The 21,421-nt window shown below is 69.3% G+C and carries 21 protein-coding genes and 1 riboswitch; of the genes, 6 read left to right on the forward strand and 15 right to left on the reverse strand.

Annotated elements, in window-relative coordinates:
* Positions 1 to 20: 20 nt before the first annotated feature.
* The 7 genes from glyA to A37U_RS0118750 form a co-directional block, all read right to left on the reverse strand.
* Entirely contained in the window at positions 21 to 1,280 is a 1,260-nt protein-coding gene (gene glyA / locus A37U_RS0118720; protein ID WP_026197358.1) for a serine hydroxymethyltransferase, read from the reverse strand.
* A 5-nt stretch (positions 1,281 to 1,285) separates the two neighbouring features.
* Entirely contained in the window at positions 1,286 to 1,669 is a 384-nt protein-coding gene (gcvH, locus tag A37U_RS0118725; RefSeq protein WP_020498199.1) for a glycine cleavage system protein GcvH, read from the reverse strand.
* A 3-nt stretch (positions 1,670 to 1,672) separates the two neighbouring features.
* Complete coding sequence (gcvT, locus tag A37U_RS0118730; RefSeq protein ID WP_205622970.1) at positions 1,673 to 2,749, reverse strand: glycine cleavage system aminomethyltransferase GcvT; 1,077 nt, start codon at positions 2,747 to 2,749, stop codon at positions 1,673 to 1,675.
* Positions 2,750 to 2,936: 187 nt separating this feature from the next.
* Positions 2,937 to 3,024, reverse strand: a riboswitch (glycine riboswitch).
* A 121-nt stretch (positions 3,025 to 3,145) separates the two neighbouring features.
* The gene (locus A37U_RS0118735) at positions 3,146 to 3,910 is read right to left on the reverse strand and encodes a 3-oxoacyl-ACP reductase (RefSeq protein WP_020498201.1); all 765 of its coding nucleotides are present in this window, start codon (positions 3,908 to 3,910) and stop codon (positions 3,146 to 3,148) included.
* A gap of 4 nt (positions 3,911 to 3,914) precedes the next feature.
* Positions 3,915 to 5,273: an aldehyde dehydrogenase family protein gene (locus A37U_RS0118740; protein ID WP_020498202.1), complete on the reverse strand. Its 1,359-nt coding sequence runs from the start codon at positions 5,271 to 5,273 to the stop codon at positions 3,915 to 3,917.
* The gene (locus tag A37U_RS0118745; RefSeq protein WP_020498203.1) at positions 5,270 to 5,968 is read right to left on the reverse strand and encodes a gamma-glutamyl-gamma-aminobutyrate hydrolase family protein; all 699 of its coding nucleotides are present in this window, start codon (positions 5,966 to 5,968) and stop codon (positions 5,270 to 5,272) included. The genes A37U_RS0118740 and A37U_RS0118745 overlap by 4 nt, the downstream gene beginning before the upstream one ends.
* A gap of 180 nt (positions 5,969 to 6,148) precedes the next feature.
* On the reverse strand, positions 6,149 to 7,507 hold the full coding sequence (locus tag A37U_RS0118750; protein WP_020498204.1) for a glutamine synthetase family protein: 1,359 nt from the start codon (positions 7,505 to 7,507) through the stop codon (positions 6,149 to 6,151).
* Positions 7,508 to 7,618: 111 nt separating this feature from the next.
* On the opposite strand from A37U_RS0118750, the gene eat reads away from it, so the two are divergent.
* From eat to A37U_RS0118770, 4 genes are all read left to right on the forward strand, one after another.
* The gene (eat, locus tag A37U_RS0118755) at positions 7,619 to 9,061 is read left to right on the forward strand and encodes an ethanolamine permease (RefSeq protein WP_020498205.1); all 1,443 of its coding nucleotides are present in this window, start codon (positions 7,619 to 7,621) and stop codon (positions 9,059 to 9,061) included.
* Between the two features lie 94 nt (positions 9,062 to 9,155).
* A complete protein-coding gene (locus A37U_RS0118760; protein WP_020498206.1) occupies positions 9,156 to 9,917 on the forward strand; it encodes a class I SAM-dependent methyltransferase in 762 nt (253 codons plus the stop codon).
* A 70-nt stretch (positions 9,918 to 9,987) separates the two neighbouring features.
* Positions 9,988 to 11,469, forward strand: coding sequence for a 1,4-alpha-glucan branching protein domain-containing protein (locus tag A37U_RS0118765; protein ID WP_020498207.1), 1,482 nt, complete (start codon positions 9,988 to 9,990; stop codon positions 11,467 to 11,469).
* Positions 11,470 to 11,477: 8 nt separating this feature from the next.
* Entirely contained in the window at positions 11,478 to 12,731 is a 1,254-nt protein-coding gene (locus A37U_RS0118770; RefSeq protein ID WP_020498208.1) for a glycosyltransferase family 4 protein, read from the forward strand.
* Here A37U_RS0118770 and A37U_RS0118775 read toward each other — a convergent pair.
* Positions 12,723 to 13,511: an acyltransferase gene (locus A37U_RS0118775; RefSeq protein ID WP_020498209.1), complete on the reverse strand. Its 789-nt coding sequence runs from the start codon at positions 13,509 to 13,511 to the stop codon at positions 12,723 to 12,725. The genes A37U_RS0118770 and A37U_RS0118775 overlap by 9 nt on opposite strands.
* A 43-nt stretch (positions 13,512 to 13,554) precedes the next feature.
* On the opposite strand from A37U_RS0118775, the gene A37U_RS0118780 reads away from it, so the two are divergent.
* Entirely contained in the window at positions 13,555 to 14,493 is a 939-nt protein-coding gene (locus tag A37U_RS0118780) for a nucleoside hydrolase (RefSeq protein ID WP_020498210.1), read from the forward strand.
* On the opposite strand, the gene A37U_RS0118785 is transcribed toward A37U_RS0118780, so the two are convergent.
* Both A37U_RS0118785 and A37U_RS0118790 read right to left on the reverse strand, forming a co-directional pair.
* Positions 14,481 to 15,257, reverse strand: coding sequence for an HAD family acid phosphatase (locus A37U_RS0118785; RefSeq protein WP_020498211.1), 777 nt, complete (start codon positions 15,255 to 15,257; stop codon positions 14,481 to 14,483). The genes A37U_RS0118780 and A37U_RS0118785 overlap by 13 nt on opposite strands.
* Before the next feature lie 26 nt (positions 15,258 to 15,283).
* The gene (locus A37U_RS0118790) at positions 15,284 to 16,171 is read right to left on the reverse strand and encodes an AraC family transcriptional regulator (protein WP_020498212.1); all 888 of its coding nucleotides are present in this window, start codon (positions 16,169 to 16,171) and stop codon (positions 15,284 to 15,286) included.
* A gap of 75 nt (positions 16,172 to 16,246) precedes the next feature.
* Between A37U_RS0118790 and A37U_RS0118795 the strand changes: the two genes are divergently transcribed.
* Positions 16,247 to 16,693 carry a nuclear transport factor 2 family protein gene (locus A37U_RS0118795; protein WP_020498213.1) on the forward strand — a complete coding sequence of 149 codons (447 nt, stop codon included), beginning with the start codon at positions 16,247 to 16,249 and terminating at the stop codon, positions 16,691 to 16,693.
* Positions 16,694 to 16,734: 41 nt separating this feature from the next.
* Here the strand turns inward: A37U_RS0118795 and A37U_RS0118800 are convergent, their stop codons facing one another.
* The 5 genes from A37U_RS0118800 to A37U_RS0118820 are packed head-to-tail and all read right to left on the reverse strand — an operon-like array spanning position 16,735 to position 21,385.
* Positions 16,735 to 17,577 carry an SCO6745 family protein gene (locus tag A37U_RS0118800; RefSeq protein WP_020498214.1) on the reverse strand — a complete coding sequence of 281 codons (843 nt, stop codon included), beginning with the start codon at positions 17,575 to 17,577 and terminating at the stop codon, positions 16,735 to 16,737.
* A gap of 10 nt (positions 17,578 to 17,587) precedes the next feature.
* The gene (locus tag A37U_RS0118805; RefSeq protein WP_020498215.1) at positions 17,588 to 18,736 is read right to left on the reverse strand and encodes a THUMP-like domain-containing protein; all 1,149 of its coding nucleotides are present in this window, start codon (positions 18,734 to 18,736) and stop codon (positions 17,588 to 17,590) included.
* On the reverse strand, positions 18,737 to 19,714 hold the full coding sequence (locus tag A37U_RS0118810; RefSeq protein ID WP_026197361.1) for a class I SAM-dependent methyltransferase: 978 nt from the start codon (positions 19,712 to 19,714) through the stop codon (positions 18,737 to 18,739).
* Between the two features lie 8 nt (positions 19,715 to 19,722).
* Positions 19,723 to 20,502, reverse strand: a complete 780-nt coding sequence (locus tag A37U_RS0118815) for an enoyl-CoA hydratase/isomerase family protein (RefSeq protein ID WP_020498217.1) — start codon at positions 20,500 to 20,502, stop codon at positions 19,723 to 19,725.
* Between the two features lie 55 nt (positions 20,503 to 20,557).
* Positions 20,558 to 21,385 (reverse strand): ABC transporter ATP-binding protein, encoded by an 828-nt coding sequence (locus A37U_RS0118820; protein ID WP_020498218.1) that lies wholly within the window; start codon positions 21,383 to 21,385, stop codon positions 20,558 to 20,560.
* Positions 21,386 to 21,421 lie beyond the last annotated feature (36 nt).

Here is a 21,421-nt window from a genome sequence, read left to right on the forward strand (position 1 = left end):
CGCTCCTTCGACGAGGCCGGCTACAGCGCCGGGTACAACGGATGTTTGGCGACCAGTGCGGCCACCCGCTCACGCAGAGCCGCCTCATCGCACTCGGGTTTCAGCGCGGCCGCGATGATCTCGGCCACCTCGGTGAAGTCCTCGGTGCCGAAGCCACGGGTGGCCAGTGCCGGGGTGCCGATCCGCAGCCCGGAGGTCACCATCGGCGGACGCGGATCGTTCGGCACCGCGTTGCGGTTGACCGTGATCCCGATCTGGTGCAGGCGGTCCTCCGCCTGCTGACCGTCCAAAGTGGACTCTACGAGGTCGACGAGCACCAGGTGCACATCCGTGCCCCCGGTGAGCAGTTTGACCCCGGCCCCGGCGCAGTCCTTGGCGCCGAGGCGCTCGGCGAGGATCCGCGCACCTTCCACGGTACGCCGCTGCCGGTCGGCGAACTCCTCGGAAGCGGCGATCTTGAACGCCACCGCCTTGGCCGCGATCACGTGTTCCAGCGGACCGCCCTGCTGCCCGGGGAAGACCGCGGAATTGATCTTCTTGGACAGCTCGGGATCATTGGTGAGGATCACCCCGCCGCGCGGCCCGCCGAGTGTCTTGTGGGTCGTGGTGGTCACGATGTGCGCGTGCTCCACCGGGTTCGGGTGCAGCCCGGCGGCGACCAGTCCGGCGAAGTGCGCCATGTCCACCAGCAGCAGGGCACCGACCTCGTCGGCGATCCTGCGGAACTCGGCGAAGTCGAGCTGGCGCGGATACGCCGACCAGCCGGCCACGATCAGCTTCGGCTGGTTCTGCCGGGCGAGCTTTTCCACCTCACCCATGTCGATCCGGCCGGTGTCGTCCACGTGGTAGGGCACGACGTTGTAGAGCTTGCCGGAGAAGTTGATCTTCATCCCATGGGTCAGGTGCCCGCCGTGCGCGAGATCGAGACCGAGGATGGTGTCACCGGGCTTGAGCATCGCGAACATCGCGGCGGCGTTCGCCTGTGCCCCGGAGTGCGGCTGCACGTTCGCGTACTTGGCGCCGAACAGCGACTTCACCCGGTCCCGGGCGAGGTTCTCCACCTCGTCCACGAATTCGCAGCCGCCGTAGTAGCGCCGCCCGGGCAGGCCCTCGGCGTACTTGTTGGTCAGCACCGAACCCTGCGCCTCGAGCACACCGACCGGCGCGAAGTTCTCCGAGGCGATCATCTCCAGGGTCTGCTGCTGACGGTGCAGCTCCGCGTTCACCGATTTGGCGACCTCGGGGTCGACCTCGGCGAGTGCCTGTTCGAAGGTGCTCATGGAAATCATGCCTCCTTGATCAGTTCCGCGTACGCGCCCGCGTCGAGCAGCGCATCGAGCTCACCGGTGTCGGAGAGCCGCAGTTTGAACAGCCAGCCGGACTCGTAGGGGGCTTCGTTGACCGTCTCGGGATTGGTCTCGGTCGCCCCGTTGACCTCGGTGATCTCCCCGGACAGCGGCGAGTAGACATCGCTGACCGACTTGGTGGACTCCACCTCACCGATCGCATCGCCCTTGCCGACGTTCTCCCCGACCGCCGGCAGCTGCACGAAGACCACGTCGCCGAGTGCCTCGGCGGCGAAGGCGGTGATCCCGACCGTGGCGACATCCCCGTCCACGGCGATCCATTCGTGCTCTTTGCTGTAGCGAAGCTCGTTCGGGATGGTCATGTCTTACTCTCCTCGACGGTAGAAAGGCAGTGCGACGACGGTCACCGGCTCGGTCGAGCGGCCACGGATGTCGACCGCGAGCTCGGTGCCCTCCTCGGCATTTCCGGGCTCAACATAGGCGAGCGCGATGGGGTAACCAAGCGTGGGTGACAGCGCGCCGGACGTGATCTCACCGATCGGTGCTCCGTTCGCGAGCACCGGGTAGCCGGTACGCGGGGCGCGGCGCCCGGTACCGCGCAGCGCCACGAGCTTGCGGGTCTGTTCGGCATCGGCGAGCGCCTGCCTGCCGACGAAGTCCCCTTCCTTGTCGAACCGCACCACGCGCCCGAGCCCGGCGTCCGCGGGTGTGGTCCCGGTACCGAGTTCGTTGCCGTACAACGGCATTCCCGCCTCCAGGCGCAGCGTGTCCCGGCTGGCGAGCCCGCAGGGCAGGACCTCTTCGTGCGCGGCGAGCACCCGCCAGAGCTCGGGGGCCTGCGCGTTCGGCAGGTAGAGCTCGAACCCGTCCTCCCCGGTGTATCCGGTGCGGGCGAGCAGCACCTCGAGCCCGGCGACGATGGCCGGGCGGGCCGCGTAGTACTTGAGCGTGTCGAGTTCGGTATCGCTGTGCTCGGCGATGATCGCGGTCGATTCCGGGCCCTGCAGCGCGATGAGCGCGGTCTCATAGGTCCGGTCGGTCACCTCGGCCTCGAAGCCGCCCGCGCGTTCGGTCAGCTCGGCGAGCACCACATCGTGGTTGGCCGCGTTCGCCACGACCAGGTACTCGTTTTCCCCGGTGTGGTACACGACCAGGTCGTCGAGCACCCCGCCGTTCGCGTCGCAGAGCATCGTGTACCTGGCGCGGCCCGGTTTCACGGTGCCGATGTTGCCGACGAAGGCGTAGTTCAGCGCGGCGAGCGCGCCCGGGCCGGTCACCGCGATCTCGGCCATGTGCGAGAGGTCGAACAGGCCTGCCGACTCGCGCACGGCCTTGTGCTCGGCGAGCTCACTGCCATAGCGCAGCGGCATCTGCCAGCCCGCGAAATCGGTGAAGTTGGCGCCGAGTTCGGCGTGTACGTCCTGTAAGGGGCTTGTGCTCATGGTCACCACACGAGCCTACGGGCGCGGCCTGGTTCTCGGTCCATCGGGAGCTCCTCTCGGTCCTGCGTCACGGGTGACTTCACCCGTGGGAACTCCCCCTCTGTCATGGGACCTGAGAGCTTCGCCGCCGCACTGGCGACTTGCACCGTTGGTGGGGCATCCGGGATGCCCGCTTTCCAGAGTGGCCTGGCGATGGACGGTATCTGGACCTGAGAGTTTGCCGGGGTGGTTGCTCCTTCGGTGCCCGCGTCCGCGAGCTCTCCCGTCCGCGCCGTAGCGGCCCGTATGTTGTTGTCGCCCGGCAGTGTAGCGGCTGCGCCGGGCGCCGGAAACCCGTCACCAAGGAGTGGAACCCTGGTCACACTCAGTGATCGACCCGGTGTGACCAGGACGGTCTCAGAGCGCGGTGACGTAGGCCCCGGAGATGCCGCCGTCCACGAGGAATTCCGAGGCGGTGATGAACGACGCGTCGTCGCTGGCGAGGAACGCGGTGGCCGCCGCGATCTCCTCCGGCTCGGCGAACCGCCCGACCGGCACGTGTACCAGCCGCCGCTCGGCGCGCTCCGGGTCCTTGGCGAACAGTTCCTTGAGCAGCGGGGTGTTCACCGGTCCGGGGCACAGCGCGTTCACCCGGATCCCCTCGCGGGCGAACTGCACACCGAGCTCGCGGGTCATGGCCAGCACCCCGCCCTTGGAAGCGGTGTAGGAGATCTGGCTGGTCGCCGCGCCCATGACCGCGACGAAGGAGGCGGTGTTCACGATCGAGCCCTTGCCCTGCTCGCGCATGTACGGGATGGCCGCCTTGCAGCAGTGGTAGACGCTGGTCAGATTGATCCGCTGGACCCGGTCCCAGGCCTCGATCCCGGTCTCCAGAATGGAACCGTCGTCGTTCGGGGAGATCCCCGCGTTGTTGAAGGCGACATCCACGCTGCCGCAGCGCCGTTTCGTCTCGGCGAACAGGTTCTCCACCTGATCCCGCTCGGCCACGTCGACCCGGACGAAGTGCCCGCCGAGTTCGGCCGCGTACCGGGTGCCGTTCTCCTCGTCCAGGTCCCCGATCACCACGGTGGCCCCCTCTTCGGCGAAGCGGCGCGCCGCGGCCAGCCCGATCCCGCTCGCTGCACCGGTGATGACCACGCTCTTGCCTTCGAATCGCTGCATATCCCTATTCCTCCGTGCTGATGAATACGTTCTTGGTTTCGGTGAACTCCTCGGCCGCGTCCGGCCCGAGCTCCCTGCCGATCCCGGACTGCCCGAAACCGCCGAACGGGGTGTGATAGCGCACCGCGGAATGCGAATTGACCGAGAGATTCCCGGCCCGCACTCCACGGGAGACCCGGATCCCCTTGCCCAGATCGCGGGTCCAGAGCGAACCGGAGAGCCCGTACTCGGTGTTGTTGGCCAGCGTGATCGCCTCGGCCTCGGTGTCGAACGGCAGCACCGAGACCACCGGACCGAACACCTCCTCGGTCACCGCGGGATGGTCCGCGGCGATCGGGGCGAGCACGGTCGGCGGGAACCAGAAACCGGGCCCCTGCGGCGCGGAACCGGTGTAGGCGACCGGGGCGCCGTCGACGTAGCCGCGCACCTTGTCCCGGTGCGCCGCCGAGATCAGTGGCCCCATCTCGGTGCTCTCCCGCGCCGGGTCCCCGACGGCGAACCCGCGCACCACCGGTTCCATGAGTTCCAGGAACCGTTCGTAGGCCGAGCGCTCGACGAGGATGTTGGAGCGGGCGCAGCAATCCTGGCCCGCGTTGTCGAACACGCCGTAGGGTGCCGCGGCCGCGGCACGTTCCAGATCCGCGTCCGCGAACACGATGTTCGAGTTCTTGCCGCCGAGTTCGAGGGTGACCCGTTTGATCGAGTTCGCCGCGCCGGCCATCACCCGTTTCCCGGTGCGCGTGGACCCGGTGAACACCACCTTGCGCACGACCGGATTGTCCACGAACCGTTGCCCCACTACGTCTCCGAGCCCTGGCAGCACCGTGAAGACCCCGCTGGGGATCCCGGCGCGTGCGGCGAGCTCGGCCAGCCGCAAGGCGGTGAGCGGGGTGTTCTCCGCGGGCTTGAGCACCACGGTGTTGCCCGCGGCGAGCGCGGGCGCGAAACCCCAGCCGGCCACCGGCATCGGGAAGTTCCACGGCACGATCACCCCGACCACGCCGAGCGGCTCGTGGAAGGTCACATCCAGTCCGCCCGCGACCGGGATCTGCTTGCCGCACAACCGTTCCGGGGCCGCCGCGTAGTACCGCAGCACGTCCCGGACATTGCCCGCCTCGCCGCGCGCGTTCCCGATCGTGTGCCCGGAATTGGCGACCTCGAGCCCGGCGAGATTCTCCAGGTCCGCGTCGACCTCGTCGGCGAAGGCACGCAACAACTCCGCACGCCGCCCCGGGGCGAGCTCGCGCCAGGCGGGCCAGGCCTCGTGTGCCTTCGCGATGGCGGCATCTGCCTCTTCCGCGCTCGCCAGCTCGATCGAGCGGATCACCTGTTCGGTCGACGGATTGAGAACGGCGAAACTCATACGCACTCCCGTACCAGTGCTTCGAACAATCTGTCGTCTCCCCGCGCGGCCTCGGGATGCCATTGCACCGCGAGCACGAACGATTCCCCGGGCAGTTCCACGCCCTCGATCGTGCCGTCCCCGGCGTGCGCCACCGCGCGCAGTCCTTCGGCGAGCCGCCCGACCGCCTGATGGTGATGACAGCACGCTCCGGCTCGCCCACCGAGCACTTCGGAAAGCCGCGAGCCCTCGGTGACGGTCACCTCGTGCGCGCCGAACTCCCCGGGAGCCGGCTGATGGGTCGGCGCCCTCGGTTCGTCGATGTGCTGTTCGAGGGTGCCGCCGAGCCCGGTGTTGAGGATCTGCAATCCCCGGCACACGCCCAGGATCGGCAGCCCGCGATCCAGTGCCGCACGCGCGAGTTCCAGTTCGAAGCCGTCGCGATCCTCGGCGGGCGGTCCGGTCTCGGCGGCACGCGCGGCGCCGTAGCGGGCGGGTTCCACATCCGGTCCGCCGGAGAGCACGATCCCGTCCACCGCGCGCAGCACGGCATCCGCCGCCCCGGGCACCGGGGGAAGCAGCACGGCGACCCCGCCCGCCCGGCTCACCGCGTCCACATAGTTCCGGTGCAGCACAACGCTTTCGGTGTCCCACACGCCGAACCGCGCGCGCTGGGCGTACGCGGTGAGCCCGATGACCGGTGCCTGAGAGCACATCCGAGAACTCCGTATCCTGCTGCGCGGGGCCGGATCGGCGCCTCGCAGCGTTGTCGTCGATCACCGCAGAAACCCACTGCGGCTCGATCCTCCGCCTTGCCGACCTCGGTTGCGGGTGCCCCGCAGGCCAGCGCCGATCTGCCTCCCGCCCGCAACGGAGGAGAGCTCTCGGACGCACTCTTAGAACCGTTCGAAACCACGAGTCCGCTCCCAATCGGTGACCGCCGAGCCGAACGCGGCCAGTTCGACCCGTGCGGCGTTGAGATAGTGCGCCACGACATCCGCACCGAAGGCGGTGCGCGCGATCTCGCTGTGCGCCAAGGCGTCCGCGGCTTCCTGCAGGGTGGCGGGCACCGAAGGCTTGTCCGCGGTGTAGGCGTTCCCGGCGAGTTCGGGCTCGAGAGGCAGCTCGTTCTCGATGCCGTGCAACCCGGCCGCGATCAGGGCGGCGACCGCGAGGTAGGGGTTCGCGTCCCCGCCCGGCACCCGGTTCTCCACACGCAGCGAAGGCCCGTGCCCGACGACGCGCAACGCGCAGGTGCGGTTGTCGGTCCCCCAGGCCACCGCGGTCGGCGCGAAACTTCCCGGGGCGTAGCGCTTGTAGGAATTGATGTTGGGCGCGAAGAAATAGGTGAGGTCTCGCAGACCCGCCAGCTGCCCGGCGAGGAAATGCTCCATCAGCGGCGACATCCCGTCCCCGCTCGCGAACACCGGGCCACCCGAACGCTCCCGGAGGCTGATGTGGATATGACAGGAATTCCCCTCGCGCTCATCGTATTTCGCCATGAACGTGAGGCTGTTCCCGTGCGCGGCCGCGATGTCCTTCGCACCCGTCTTGTATATCGTGTGGTCGTCACAGCTGGAAAGCGCAGGCCCGTAGCGGAACGCGATCTCGTGCTGACCGGGAAAACACTCCCCTTTCGCGGATTCCACGTACATTCCCGCGCCGTCCATCGCGGTGCGGATGTCGCGCAGCAGTGGTTCCACCCGGGTGCCGCCGAGAATCGAGTAGTCCACGTTGTACCGGTTCGCCGGGGTGAGCCCGCGATATCCGTTGTCCCACGCGGATTCGAAGCTGTCCTCGAACACCATGAACTCCAGCTCGGTGCCGACGAAGGCCTCGAGCCCCCGCTCCGCGAGCCGGTCCAGCTGGGCGCGCAGCACCTGCCGCGGGGAGACCGGAACCGGGGCGCCGTCCAGCCATTCCACATCGGCGAGCACCAGGGCGGTCCCCGGCTGCCAGGGAAGCAGGCGCAGCGTGGCGAAATCCGGGCGCAGTACGAAATCCCCGTATCCGCGTTCCCAGGAGGTGATCTCGTAACCGCCGACCGTGGCCATCTCGACGTCCACACCGAGCAGATAGTTGCACGCCTCGGTCGCATGCTCGGCCACCTCGTCCAGGAAGAACCGCGCCGAGCACCGCTTGCCCACCAGCCTGCCCTGCATATCGGTCATCGCGACGACGACGGTGTCCACCGTGCCCGCGTCCACGAGTGCGCGCAGCCCGACGAGATCGAGCATCCCGCTGCGTTCGGCCATCCGTTCGGTCCTTCCACTGAAGAGTCAATGGATCTACAGTGACCCATTGAGCACATCGAACCGAACCGGGTGAGTTCGTGTCAACCATCCCGATGGCGTGAGGAGGTTCGCATGGACGGACCACAGCACCGCTCCGGCGCCGATTTCCAGGTGGCCGGCCAGGACTATCTGCGGGCGCGGAGTTTGCGCACCGGTCAGGCAGGCTGGGTGCTGCTCGCCGGCCTCGGCATCGCCTACGTGATCAGCGGCAACTACTCCGGCTGGCAGTTCGGCCTCGCCCTCGGCGGCTGGGGCGGACTGCTGATCGCCACCGCGCTGATGGCGGTCATGTACACCACCATGACCCTCGGCCTCGCCGAACTGTCCTCCGCGCTCCCGGTCGCGGGCGCCGGCTACGGGTTCGCCCGTCGCGCGCTGGGCCCGCTCGGCGGGTTCGCCACCGGCGCGGCGATCCTGATCGAGTACGCGATCGTGCCCGCGGCGATCTCGGTGTTCATCGGCGGCTATGTGGAATCCCTGCACCTGTTCGGCATCACCAACGGCTGGCCGGTGTACCTGGTCTGTTACGCGATCTTCGTCGGCGTGCACCTGCGCGGGGTCGGCGAGGCACTGCGGCTGCTGCTGGCGATCACCGTGCTCGCCATCCTCGGACTCGTGATCTTCGCGGCGGGCATGATCCCGCATTTTTCCCCGGCGAGACTGTTCGACATCCCGCCGAACGGATCCTTCGGTTCGAGCTGGTTCCTCCCGTTCGGGGTCGCCGGAATCCTGGCCGCGCTGGTCTATGGCATCTGGTTCTTCCTCGCCGTCGAAGGACTGCCGTTGGCCGCCGAGGAGGCGCGCGATCCGCGCAGGGACATGCCGCGCGGCATCAAGCTCGCCATGGGCGTGCTGCTCGTGCTCGGCTTCGCCGTGCTGTTCACCACCGCGGGCGGTGGCGGGGCAAGCGTCGTCGGGCACGGCGACAATCCGCTCCCCGCGGCCGCGCGCGCCGCCGCCGGGAACGGCTGGCTGGCCACCACGGTCAACTACGTGGGCCTCGCCGGGCTCGTCGCCAGCTTCTTCTCCGCGATCTACGCCTACTCGCGCCAGCTGTTCGCGCTCTCCCGCGCCGGGTATCTGCCGCGGTGGCTCTCGGTCACCGGGAAGCGCAAGACCCCGTATCTGGCGCTGATCGTGCCGGGAACGGCAGGTTTCCTGCTCGCCGCGCTCACTCAGGACGGCGCCAAGCTGATCAACATCGCAGTGTTCGGCGCCACCGTGTCCTATGTGCTGCTCAACCTCTCGCACATCGTGCTGCGCCGCAAGGAACCCGGGCTCGTCCGCCCGTACCGCACTCCGGGAGGCGCGGTGACCACCTCGGTGTCCATGGTCCTCGCCATCGCCGCGGTCGTGGCGACCTTCCTGGTGGACATCCTCGCCGCGCTCATCACCGCGGGCATACTGCTCGTGCTGATCGCCTACTTCTGGTTCTACAGCCGTCATCACCTGGTGGCCAACGCCCCCGAGGAGGAGTTCGCCACCCTCGCCGCCGCGGAGGCCGAACTGTCCTGACCGGAAGCGCCGGGCCCGGGGCTGCCCTGCCGAGTCGCACCCGTTTTGGGTACCGTGCACCTACCATCCAGTAACCGAAGCGAATGGGGCAAGGGTGACCGACCCGCAGACGACGCTGCACCTGGCCGGGGAACGCACGGTACCCGGCGTCGCCGAGGAGAACTACTGGTTCCGCCGCCACGAGATCGCCTACCAGGAGCTGTTGCCGCACTGCGTGGGCCGGGCGGTACTCGAGGCGGGCTGCGGTGAGGGCTACGGCGCGGCGATGATCGCCGATCGCGCCGCCTCGGTGCTCGCACTGGACTACGACCTGGACGCGGTGCGGCATGTGCACGCCGCGTACGGCGTCCCCGCGGTGCAGGCGGACCTGGGCAGGATCCCGGTCCGCACCGGCGCGGTCGAGGTGATCATGCATTCCCAGGTACTCGAACACCTCCCCGATCAGGAGGGTTTTCTCGCGGACTGCCATCGGGTGCTCCGCCCGGGCGGAATCCTGCTGGTGACCACACCCAATCGGCTGACCTTCTCACCGGGCCGGGACACCCCGCTGAACCCGTACCATACGAGGGAACTCGCACCTGCCGAGCTCGCCGGGCTGCTGGGCGCGGCCGGTTTCGAGGTGCGCGAACTGCTCGGCGTCCATCACGGGCCCGGCCTGTGTGAACTCGACACCCGTTACGGAGGTTCGATCATCGACGCGCAGCTCGAGGTCGTGCTGCATTCCCTCCCCGGACAGGCGAGCTGGCCGTCCGGGCTGCTCGCCGATGTGACCGCGATCCGCGCGGAGGACTTCGTGCTGCATGCCGAGGCGCTCGACGAGAGCCTGGACCTGGTCGCGGTGGCGGTGCGCCCATGAGCGAGCTCGCGAGGCAATCGTTGATACAGCGCCGCCGCGAAACGCGGAGCTCCCGCAGGGAGGGAGCGCGATGAGCGAGGAGAAGCTGGGCACCTTCTGCATGGTGCTGCACAGTCACCTGCCCTGGCTGGCCGGGCACGGTACCTGGCCGGTCGGCGAGGAATGGCTCTACCAGGCATGGGCGCACTCCTATCTGCCGCTGGTCCGGATGCTCGAACGGTTCGCCGCCGAAGGGCGCGAGGACGTGCTCACCCTCGGCGTGACCCCGGTGCTCGCGGCGCAGCTGGACGATCCGTACAGCCTGCGCGGGGCGCACGACTGGCTGGGCAATTGGTCGGTGCGCGCGCAGTACGCGGGGAACCGCTGGCGTTCGGCCGATCCGCTGCTGCGCGAGGTCGCCGCGGCGGAGTATCGGGATGCCGAGTTCGCGCTGGAGGACTTCGAGACGCGCTGGCGGCACGGGTTCTCCCCGCTGCTGCGCCGCCTGGTGGACGCGCGCGCGGTGGAACTGCTCGGCGGTCCGGTCACCCACCCCTTCCAGCCGCTGCTCGATCCGCGGCTGCGGGAGTTCGCGCTGCGCAGCGGGCTGGCGGACACGGCGCTGCGGCTCGGCTCCACACCGGAGGGGATCTGGGCGCCGGAGTGCGGCTATTCCCCCGGTATGGAGGCGGGATACGCGGCCTCCGGGGTACGCCGCTTCCTGGTGGACGGTCCCGCGCTGCACGGGGACACCGCGGCCGCACGCCCCGTCGGTGACTCGGATGTGCTCTGCTTCGGCCGGGACCTCGAGGTCGCCTACCGGGTGTGGTCACCGAAATCGGGCTATCCGGGTGATCCGGCCTACCGGGATTTCCACACCTTCGATCATCCTTCCGGACTCAAACCCTCACGGGTGACCGGGAAGACGGTGCCGCCCGGGGAGAAGAAGCCCTACGAGCCACAGCGGGCCGCGCAGGCCGTGGACAAGCACGTGGCCGATTTCGTGGACCTGGTCCGCTCCCGGCTCACCGAACTGCGTGAACGGCACGGCAAGCCCTCACTGGTGGTCGCCGCCTACGACACCGAGCTCTACGGGCACTGGTGGCATGAGGGCCCCGCCTGGCTGGAGGGGGTGCTGCGGGCGCTGCCCGAGGCGGGCATCGAGGTGACCACGCTGCGCGGAGCGATCGAATCCGGGCACGTCGGCGCCCCGGTCGAGCTGCCCGCCTCCTCCTGGGGATCCGGGAAGGACTGGCGGGTCTGGGAGGGCGGCAAGGTCGCGGACATCGTCGAGGCTAACGAAAAACTGCAACATGTTCTACTATCGGCGGTAGATGATCAATCGGGCGAGTTCCGCGATCCGCGGCTGGACCGGCTCGCCTCGGAGGCGATGCTCGCGCTCGCGAGCGATTGGGCGTTCATGGTCAGCAAGGACTCGGCCGTCGACTACGCACAGCGACGCGCCGCGGTGCACACCGAACGGTGCTACGCGCTCGCGGCCGGTGCCGATCCTCATACCGATACGGTCTTCGGCCATCTCGATGCCCGAGAACTCGCCCGGACGGGAGGTTGAGGAACACGATGCGCGTGCTGATGCTGTCCTGGGAATATCCACCCGTCGTCGTCGGCGGGCTGGGCAGGCATGTGCACGCGCTGGCCACGCGCCTCGTCGAGCAGGGGCACGAGGTGGTCGTGCTCTGCCGTCGCGAGGCGGGCACGGACGCCACCACGCATCCGAGCACCGATGAGGTGATCCACGGGGTGCGAGTCGTCAGCGTCGCCGAGGATCCGCCGCACCTGGCCTTCGAGGACGACCTGGTCGCGTGGACCCTGGCGATGGGGCACGCGATGGTGCGTGCGGGCAACCGGCTGCTGCGCGACTGGCGCCCGGACGTGGTGCACGCCCATGACTGGCTGGTAACCCATCCGGCCATCGCGCTCGCCGAGCAGTGCGGGATCCCGCTGGTGGGCACCATCCACGCCACCGAGGCAGGGCGGCACGCGGGCTGGCTCTCGCATCCGCTCAACCAGCAGGTGCATTCGGTCGAGTGGTGGCTCGCCAACCGCGCGGACGCGCTGATCGCCTGTTCCACGGCCATGCGCACGGAGATCGCGCACCTCTTCGAACGTGAGGAGGACGAGATCACCGTGATCCACAACGGGATCGAGCCGCGCGGCTGGCGCACCAGCCCCCGCAGGACCGCCGCCGCGCGGGAGCACTACGCCCCGGACGGCGCCCCGCTGCTGCTGTTCTTCGGCAGGCTGGAGTACGAGAAGGGCGCGCAGGATCTGCTCGCCGCGCTGCCCAAGATCCGCCGCGAGCACCCGGGTACCCGGCTGGTGATCGCCGGAGAGGGACGGCATCTGCCCATCCTGATCGAGCAGGCCCGCAAACTCCGGGTGCGCAGGGCCGTGGATTTCGTCGGGCACCTCGCCGACCGCGCGCTCGTCGCCGCGATCGGGGCAGCCTCGGTCGTGGTGCTGCCCTCGCGCTACGAACCGTTCGGCATCGCCGCCCTGGAATCGGCCGCGGCCGGTGCCCCACTGGTGGCCTCCAGGGCCGGCGGGCTCGGCGAGGTCGTCGTGGACGGGGTGACCGGCTGTTCCTTCACCCCGGGCGATGTGTCCGAGCTGGCCGGGGCCGTCTCCACGGTCCTGCACGCCCCGGCCGCCGCGGCCAAACGAGCCCGCGCGGCCCGGGCCAGGCTCGGCTCCCAGTTCGACTGGTCCAGGATCGCCGAGCAGACCGCCGGGGTGTACGCGAATGCGCGGATCCTCGCGCACGGCGAGCTCGGCCGCCCGAAGATCGCCAGCGGGAACGCCTTCCTACGCTGAATCCCCGTTCCCGGCCTTGCCGCTTCCCGAGTGCCGCAGTGTCTCGGTCAGCGCCTCGGCGGCCTTACGGGACATGTCCGCGACCGCGGCCCGCCGCTCGGCGTCCGCCTCGTAGTCCTCCACCCGGTTGCGCACCACCCGCGCCGGAGTACCGACGGCGATGGAGTACTCCGGGATGTCCCCGCGCACGACGGCGTGCGAGCCGAGCACGCTCCCCTTGCCGATCCGGCTGCCGCGCAGTACCGAGACCTTCACCCCGACCCAGGTGTCCTCGCCGATCCGGACCGGGGACTTCACGATGCCCTGATCCTTGATCGGCACGTGCACATCCGAGGTCACGTGGTCGAAATCGCAGAGGTACACCCAGTCCGCGACGATCGAGGCCGCCCCGATCTCCACATCCAGGTAGCAGTTGACCGTATTGTCCTTGCCGAACACGACCTTGTCACCGATCCGCAGCGAGCCCTCATGGCACCGGATCGAGTTGCCGTCCCCGATGTGCACCCAGCGGCCGACCTCCAGCCTGCCGAAACCGGGGCGGCAGTGCAGGTCCACGTGCTTGCCGAGGAACACCATGCCGCGCAGCACCACGTGCGGGTTGGCGAGCCGGAAGCGCAGCAGCCGCCAGTAGCGCACCAGGTACCAGGGTGTGTAGGCGCGGTTGCGCCGGATCCAGCGCAGCGTGTCCAGGGTCAGGAACCTGGCCTGGTCCGGATCCCGCCCGGACCTGCGTACCGCGGCCAGCCGCGAAGCGACCGAGGCGCCCCACATCGAAGTCATGGTCGGACATTAACGCGTCGAAGGGTTCCGCGAGGATAGGGGCATGGGCAAACTCATCATCGACACGGACCCGGGCGTGGACGACGCCTTCGCCATCGCGCTCGCCGCACGCGATCCCGAGGTCGAGCTGCTCGGGGTGACCACGGTATTCGGCAATGTCCCGCTCGAGCACACCACACGTAACGCGCTGCGGTTGCTGAGCCTGTGCGAGCGCACCGAGGTCCCGGTGGCGGCGGGAGCGGGACGCCCGCTGGTGCACCCCGGTATGCCGCCGGAAGAGACCGTGCACGGCGCCGATGGGCTCTCCGGCCGGTCGCACACCCTGCCCGGGCACCCGCACGGACTGGACGAGCGGCACGCGGTCACCCTGCTCGCCGATCTGCTGCACACGGCGACGGAACCGGTCACCCTCGCCCCGATCGGACCGCTGACCAACATCGCCACGCTGCTCGCCGCGCATCCGTGGGCGAAGGCGAAGATCGACCGGATCGTGCTGATGGGCGGTGGGACCGAGGGTGGCAACGTCACCCCGTCCGCGGAGTTCAACATCTCCTGCGATCCCGAGGCCGCGGCGCGCGTGTTCGGCGAGGACGGGCTGCGCCGGGTGCTCGTCGGGCTCAATGTCACCAGTCGTACCACCGTGGACGGCGCCTGGCTGCGCTCGCTCGGTGAATCGGGCGCGCTCGGCGCCGCGCTTTGCGGGCTGGTCGACGACTATCTCGCGCACTACAGCAGCACGCTCGGCGAGGACGCCATCCTGATGCACGATTCCCTCGCCGTCGCCGAGGCGATCCGGCCGGGCATCGTGCACACCGAGGAGCTGCCCGTCCAGGTCGACACCACGTTCGGCCCGGGACGCGGGGCGACGATCGCCGACCGCCGTCCCGGCGCTTCCGGCGCGCACCTGACCGAGGTCGCCACCGGCGCGGATGTCCCGGCGCTGCGCGAACTGTTGCGCAGCACCCTGACTCAGGGCAGGTAGTACATCGGGTTCGGCAGCTTCACCCCGAGGTCCGCGTGCCCGCCCTGCAGGTCGGAGTTCTGGTCACCGATGTTCAGCACGATGGTGTTGCCCAGTTTCTCGATGTGCTCGCGGGTTCCCGACTTGTACTGCACGGTGTTGCAGTCGAGCCCGCACGGCAGCCACGGCGACGGAGCCTTCTCCTGCTTGAGGAAAACCCCGGACGGTTTCGGGTAACCCTTGGCGGCGAGATTGCGCTCGGTCGCCGCGCGCTGGTGTTCCGGGCGGCCGGTGAGGAAGTACAGCTTCACCCCGCGGGCGGTGGCCCATTGGGTGAGTTCGAGGGTCGGCTTGATCGGGGTGAAGTTCCCCTTGTCGATCTGTTCCTCGGCTTTTTCGGCGTCATAGGCGAAATTCACGTCCGCCTCCCAGCCGTAGGTCAGCATCGAGGTGTCGTCGATGTCCAGCACCATCGCCGGATTCCGCACCCCGTTCACCAGCTGTTCGGTGAGGAATTTCTTCGCCTTCGCGAGCTGTGTCCCGGTGTCCTTGGCCCAGCGGCTGTCCGGTGAGGCGTGGTGGTGGCCCGAAGCGTCCAGATAGTCCCCGTAGTAGTTCTTCACATCCGTCTTGACCTGGTCGATGTTCGCGGGTTCGGATGCCGCGCCCGCCGAGACACGTGGCGCGTCCGCGGTCGCCGTCGTCGCGGTGATCACCCCGGCGGTTCCGATCACCACCACCGCCGCCATCAGCGCACCGACGGTCCCGTTCCCCAGTCTTCCCATGTCTGCCCCTTCGGCTCCGGATCACGTCACACTGCACGATAGGGCATCGGCCCGGAAAAATCGCCGGGTTCCGCACCGATCCGCGCATACGCCCCGCCCGCCCAAGCCGAGTCGTCCACCGCCAGCCCCGGAGACCGTGCCAGGCCGGCGGGAGTCAGTCCGGTGAACGCCACGACGTCCCGATGCAAGTGCGACTGGTCCGCGTAGCCGAAATCCGCCGCGATCCGGGCCGCCGTGTCCCCCGCGACGAGGCGGCACACGGCGTGGTCGAAGCGAACGAGTTTCGCGGCGCGCTTGGGCGACAAGCCGATCTGTGCCCGAAATCGTGCCCACAGCCGCCTGCGGCTCCAGCCGACCGCCTCGGCCAGGCCCTCGACCCGGACCAGGCCATGACTGCCGAGGACCCGTTTCCAGGTCTGGGACACCTCGGGGTCCACAGGGCGTCCCGCCACGCACCGGGCGGCGAGCAGGGCATCGGTCAGGGCGAACCGGTCGGCCCAGGACCGGGCCTCGCCGAGCTGCTCCTGGATCCGCGAACTTTCCCGGCCCCACAGATCCTCGAGCGAGACCACCGAGCCGTCCAGCTCCGCCGGGCACACACCCAGCACCCGGTGCGCATCCACTGGAGAAACGCGCACCTCGACGCACCCGAGCCGGGCAGCCCGCATCCGGACCGCCCCGGGCACGGGCCAGGCGGCCAGGCTTCCGCACCGGAGCTGCCGTGTGGCGTCCTCGATGAGGAGCGAACCGGCACCGAATTGGAGCACCAGCGTGACGCACGGCCGCGGAATCAGTCGCTGATCCACCGGATCCGGGCCCAGACAACGAAACCCGGCCATGTCCGCCCGAGCGGCCGGGCCGGGGCGCGCCACTTCCCATCCGGCCACCGTGGCGGACTCGGAAACCGATTTCATCGTCTCATGCTACGGGGAAACGGCGGGCATCATTTGTCCAAGACAGCGGCGCCCGCCATCGGGGACGGTGCCCCTATGACACACGATTTCGTCCAGCAGGCCTTTCACGCGTTCGCCGGTGGCGACCCCGACCGGATCTCCGCCGTCCTCACCGAGGACGCCGAGTGGTTGTCGCCGCCCGGCAACGCCACCGCTGTCGCCCTCGACCGCACCAACCACATGGTGGGCAAAGCCGCGATCAGCCGGTTCTTCACCGAGGACTTCCCCCGCCTGTTCGCGCGAGACCTCACCGTCACCGTGCACCGGCTGCACGCCGACGATCGGTCCGCGACCGTGGAAGCCACGATCACGGCGAACCTGGTCAATGGCAACCACTATGCCAACGACTACTGCTTCGTCATCGAGCTCCGGGACGGGCTGGTCCACCGGGTTCGCGAGTACGTCGACACCGCCAGGGGAAACCGCATGGTCTTCGCCGAGAGCCACGCGGAAAACCAGGAGGACGCCGCCGATACCGGTTAGATCCCGGCGGCGAGGCGTCGGCCACGCCGCGCCGAGCCGGTTCACCCGCGGAATGCCTTGGGCAGCACCTCCGAGGCGCGCAGCTCCGCGACGAGCGGTTCGAGCAGCCCGCGCAGCCGCCGCCCGGCCTCGGCACCGAAACTTTCCCAGCCCTCGGTGGCGAGCTCATCGGTGCGCTGTTCGAGGGAGTCGCGCAGTGCGGTCCCGCGCTCGGTGAGTTCGGATTCCGCGGCGAGCAGACCGTTGTCGATCAGCCCGTGGATCCCCGCCTGCCATTCCTCGTCGGGCCAGCCGTGCAGTTTCTGGTGGAAGTGCAGCGACTGTTCCTTGTGCACGGCCGCGGTGATGCACGCGTCCACCGGAGACATCCGGTTCGCGAGCAGCGCCGCGATGTGCCCGTCGCCGCGGTGTTCGCGCACCAGGGTCGCGCCGTGCCAGAGAGCGAGCACCGGATCCTCGGGCCAGTCGAGCCCGGCGTGTGCGCCGAACAGCGCCCGGCCACGGGGATTCAGCCCGGCGGCGAGTTCGCGCACCAGTCCGGCCGCCTCGCGCACCTGTTCATCGGTGAACACCCGGCGCAGGCTGGCGCCGACCCCTCGATAACGGGCGGCGAGCACCTGTTCCGGGCTCGCGACGCGCCAGGCGGCGGGAATGGCCGCCTCGATCACCTCGGTCGAGAAGGTGTAGAAGGTCGCGGCGATCACCGGCGCTCCGACCGCGCCGAAACCGCCCGCCCGGGAGGCGAAATAACCGGCCCGCGGTTCGAGTCCCAGTTTCCCGAACTCCTCGGCTGCCTCCTTTGCGAAGTACACCGGGATGTGCAGCAGGTCCAGGAGTTGCCAGCAGTCGCGCGCTACGCTCGCGAGTTCCTCGTTCGAGTCCACCCCCGTGACGCTATTGCGCCTGGCACAGATAGACAATGGGCTTCGCCCCGATCCGGGTGACGATCACCGAACAGCCCTGCGTTCCGGACAGCTTCAGCCTGCCACGCAGCACATCCGGATCGACCCGCACACCGCGCGCGAGGATCTCCACCCGGCCGATCCGGCGCGCGGCCAGCGCCGAACGCAGTCGTTTCTCGTTGTAGGGCAGTTGTTCGAGCACCCGGAAGGCGCGCGCATCCCCCGGCGGGCGGTCCCCGGTGAGGTAGGCGATCCGCTCGTCCAGCTGAGCGAGCCCGTTGCGGCAGGCGTACTGGCGCACCAGTCCGGCGCGCACCACGGCCGGATCGGGATCGACCAGCCAGTCGCGCGCCGGTCCCACCGGGCAGTCCCCGGGATCGGCATCGGTGAAGCGGTCCACTCCCCCGGCGGATCCGAGCACCGTCGCCCGGCGCCGGATCCCGGGTGCGGCAAGCGAACCGCCCCACACGCAGGCTTCGCGAGCCTGCCGGTCCAGCGAGACGATCTCGATCTCACGGTCCGGCCCGATCGCGTCGAAATCCAGTCCCGGGGCGCATTTCACCACCAGATCCCGGTCCGGATAGGCGGTGAAGAGCTCATGGAGCGGGGGGCGCAGATCCTCGGGCTGCCAGGTCCGCTTACCGGCCCCGTCCCGGCGCGCCGGATCCGCGAACACCGCGAGGCCACGGCTGACCGGGTTGAGCGCATCGGCGCGCAGCAGCGGCACATCCGGGCAGTTGGCGCGCGCCATGGCCAGGCGCACCTCGTCCAGGTCCGAGCCGAGCGAACCGGGCGCGAACGAGGCGAGATCGGCGCCGATCGAACAGGTGACATCGTGCACCGGCCGCTCGCCGAGTCGTGCGGCCCGGTGTGCGGCCACCGGGGCGGCGGTCGCCTGCTGCAGCGCGTCCCCGGTGTAGAGCCACTGTCGCGGCTCGGCGAACTTTGCCGCCGCTTTCCGTTGCAGCAGCACGGTTTCCAGAGCCGCAGCGGCGCGCTCACCGGCGATCCGCCGTGCCCTGGCCGCGTCCTCGATCCGGCTCGCCGCACTCAGTTCCAGCTCGCGCAGCGTCGCGACCGCGTCCCGCCCGGCGGCCGAACGCAGGTACGCGACATCCGCGAGGGTGAACGCGTAGGCCAACTAGATCCGCACGGGCGGCTGGGGTTTGCGCCCGGTCACCAGCGCGTTGTAGAACAGCTCCCGCGGCACCACCCGGCGCAGCACGTTCTCGTCCAGCCAGGACAGCCGCTGCCATGCCTTGTAGGCGAAGAACTTCCACCGGACGCCGAGCTTCGACTCGGGAACCGCGGCCTCGAAAGTGCGCACCGGCCAGCCGAGGAACGCCGCCGAGAACTCCTCGGTCTTCGCCTCGACATCCACCGCGCCCGCGGCGAGCGCGATCCGTTCCAGCCCGGAGGGATCGAAGGTGTGGATGTCCACCACGGCCTCGAGCGCCGCGGCCCGGGAGGACTCGTCGAGCTCGGTCTGCGGGCGCCGCCACTCGCGCAGCGGGCCGAGCTTGGTCACGTTCGTGGTCAGCCACCAGGTGAACTGGCCGAGCCGGCGCGCGTAGGCATCGCCGATCTTGGTCGGCTCCCCCGCGAACACGAATTTCCCGCCCGGCTTGAGCACCCGCATGATCTCGGCCATCGCGGTGTCCAGGTCCGGGATGTGGTGCAGCACGGCGTGCCCGACCACGAGATCGAAGGTGTCGTCCTCGTACGGAATCCGCTCCGCGTCGGCGACCCTGCCGTCCACGTCCAGGCCCAGCTGTTCGGCGTTGCGCAGCGCGACCTGCACCATGCCCGGGGACAGATCGGTGACCGAGCCCCTGCTGATCACCCCGCCCTGCATGAGGTTGAGCAGGAAGAAACCGGTGCCACTGCCGAGCTCCAGGGCGCGGCCGTAGGGCCAGCCGTGTTCCCCGCCGATGAGCTTGAACCGCCCGATGGCGTACTCGATGCAGCGCTCGTCGTAGGAGATCGACCACTTCTCGTCGTAGGTGCCCGCCTCCCAGTCGTGGTAGAGCACATTGGCGAGCTTGGGATCCTGGTACGCCGCCTTGACCTCTTCGGCGCTGGCGTTGGGATTCGGATCGGGATCGAGAACCTCGGTCATCTCGCGCCTCACTTCCCTGTGAAGGTGGCTTTGCCCGGACCGTTCTCGATGAACGATTCCATGCCGATCGTGCGGTCTTCGGTGGCGAACAGCCCGGCGAACAGGTGGCTCTCCAGGCGCAACCCGTTGCCGAGGTCGGTGTCCAGTCCGCCGTCGATGGCCGCCTTTGCCGCGCCGAGTGCCAGCGCGGGACCGTTCTCGAACTGGCTCACCCAGCGATTGGCGGCCTCGTACACGTCATCCGGTGCGACGATCTCGTCGATCATGCCCAGTTCGCGCCCCTCGTCGGCGAGCACGAACCGCCCGGTGTAGACGAGGTCCTTGGCCTTGCTCGGGCCGACCAGCCGGGCCAGCCGCTGGGTACCGCCCGCGCCCGGGATGATGCCGAGCAGGATCTCCGGCTGACCGAGCTTGACGTTGTCCGCGGCGATGCGCCGGTCGCAGGCGAGCGCGAGCTCGAACCCGCCGCCGAGGGCCGGTCCGGTCAGCGCGGCCACGGTGGGTTTCGCGATCGCGGCGACGGAGCCGATCGAACTGGACAGCCCTTCGGCGCGGGCGACCATCTCGGCATGCGACATCCGGGCGAACTCCTTGATGTCCGCACCGGCCGCGAAGGCTTTCGGACCGCCGTAGACGATCACCGCGCGCACATCGGAGCGCTCGTTCGCCTCCTGCGCGGCCGCCCGGATCTCCTCCTGGATCTGCCGGTTCAACGCATTGACCGGCGGCCGGTCCAACCGAATGGTGCCGATGGCTCCCTCAACCTCAAGCCGTACGAACTCCGCCACAGCGCCTCCGCTCCTGCACCCTTCGGTGATTGCCGTTACTCGAGTCCCCTGGAGGCTACCCGGTAGTACGTCGGCGCGCGAAGTAGCGTTCCCCGTCCCGCCAGAGCGCGAGCGGCTGACCGAACGTCGCGGACAGGTTGTCCTCGGTGAGCACCTGTTCGACCGGACCCGCGGCCACCGCCTTGCCCTCGCGCAGCAGCAGCGCGTGGGTGAACCCTGGCGGGACCTCCTCGACGTGATGGGTGACCAGCACCATCGCCGGCGCGTCCGGATCACCGGCGAGGTCCGCGAGCCGCGCGACAAGGTCCTCCCGGCCACCGAGATCGAGCCCGGCGGCGGGTTCGTCGAGCAACAGCAGTTCCGGATCGGTCATCAGCGCGCGGGCGATCAGCGTGCGTTTGCGTTCGCCTTCGGACAAGGTGCCGTAGGTGCGCTCGGCCAGGTGCGCGATACCCAGCGAATCGAGCAGTTCCCGGGCCCGCGCGGTGTCCATGCCCTCGTACTGCTCGCGCCAGCGGCCCAGTACCGCGTACCCGGCGCTGACCACCAGATCGGCGACCGTCTCCGCGGCGGGCACCCGCGCGGCCAGCGCGGCCGAGCAGAACCCGATCCGTGGTTTGAGCTCGAACACATCGGTCTCGCCGATCCGCTCCCCGAGCAGGTCCACGGTCCCGGTCGTGGGGTGCAGCTCGGCGCTGGCGATGCGCAGCAGGGTGGTCTTCCCCGCGCCGTTGGGCCCGAGGATCACCCAGCGCTCGTCCGGCTCGACCACCCAGTCGAGGCCCTCGAGCAGTGCCGATTCCCCCCTTCGCACACCGACACCGGAAAGGGACAGCACGAGGTCATCTGGTTGCGGGCTCATCTGCGCGGTCACGGCCGCCATTCTGGTAGGTGCGCGACATCCGATACCGGCCGGGTG

The organism is Sciscionella marina DSM 45152 (genome assembly GCF_000379465.1).
GTDB classification, from domain to species: Bacteria; Actinomycetota; Actinomycetes; order Mycobacteriales; family Pseudonocardiaceae; genus Sciscionella; species Sciscionella marina.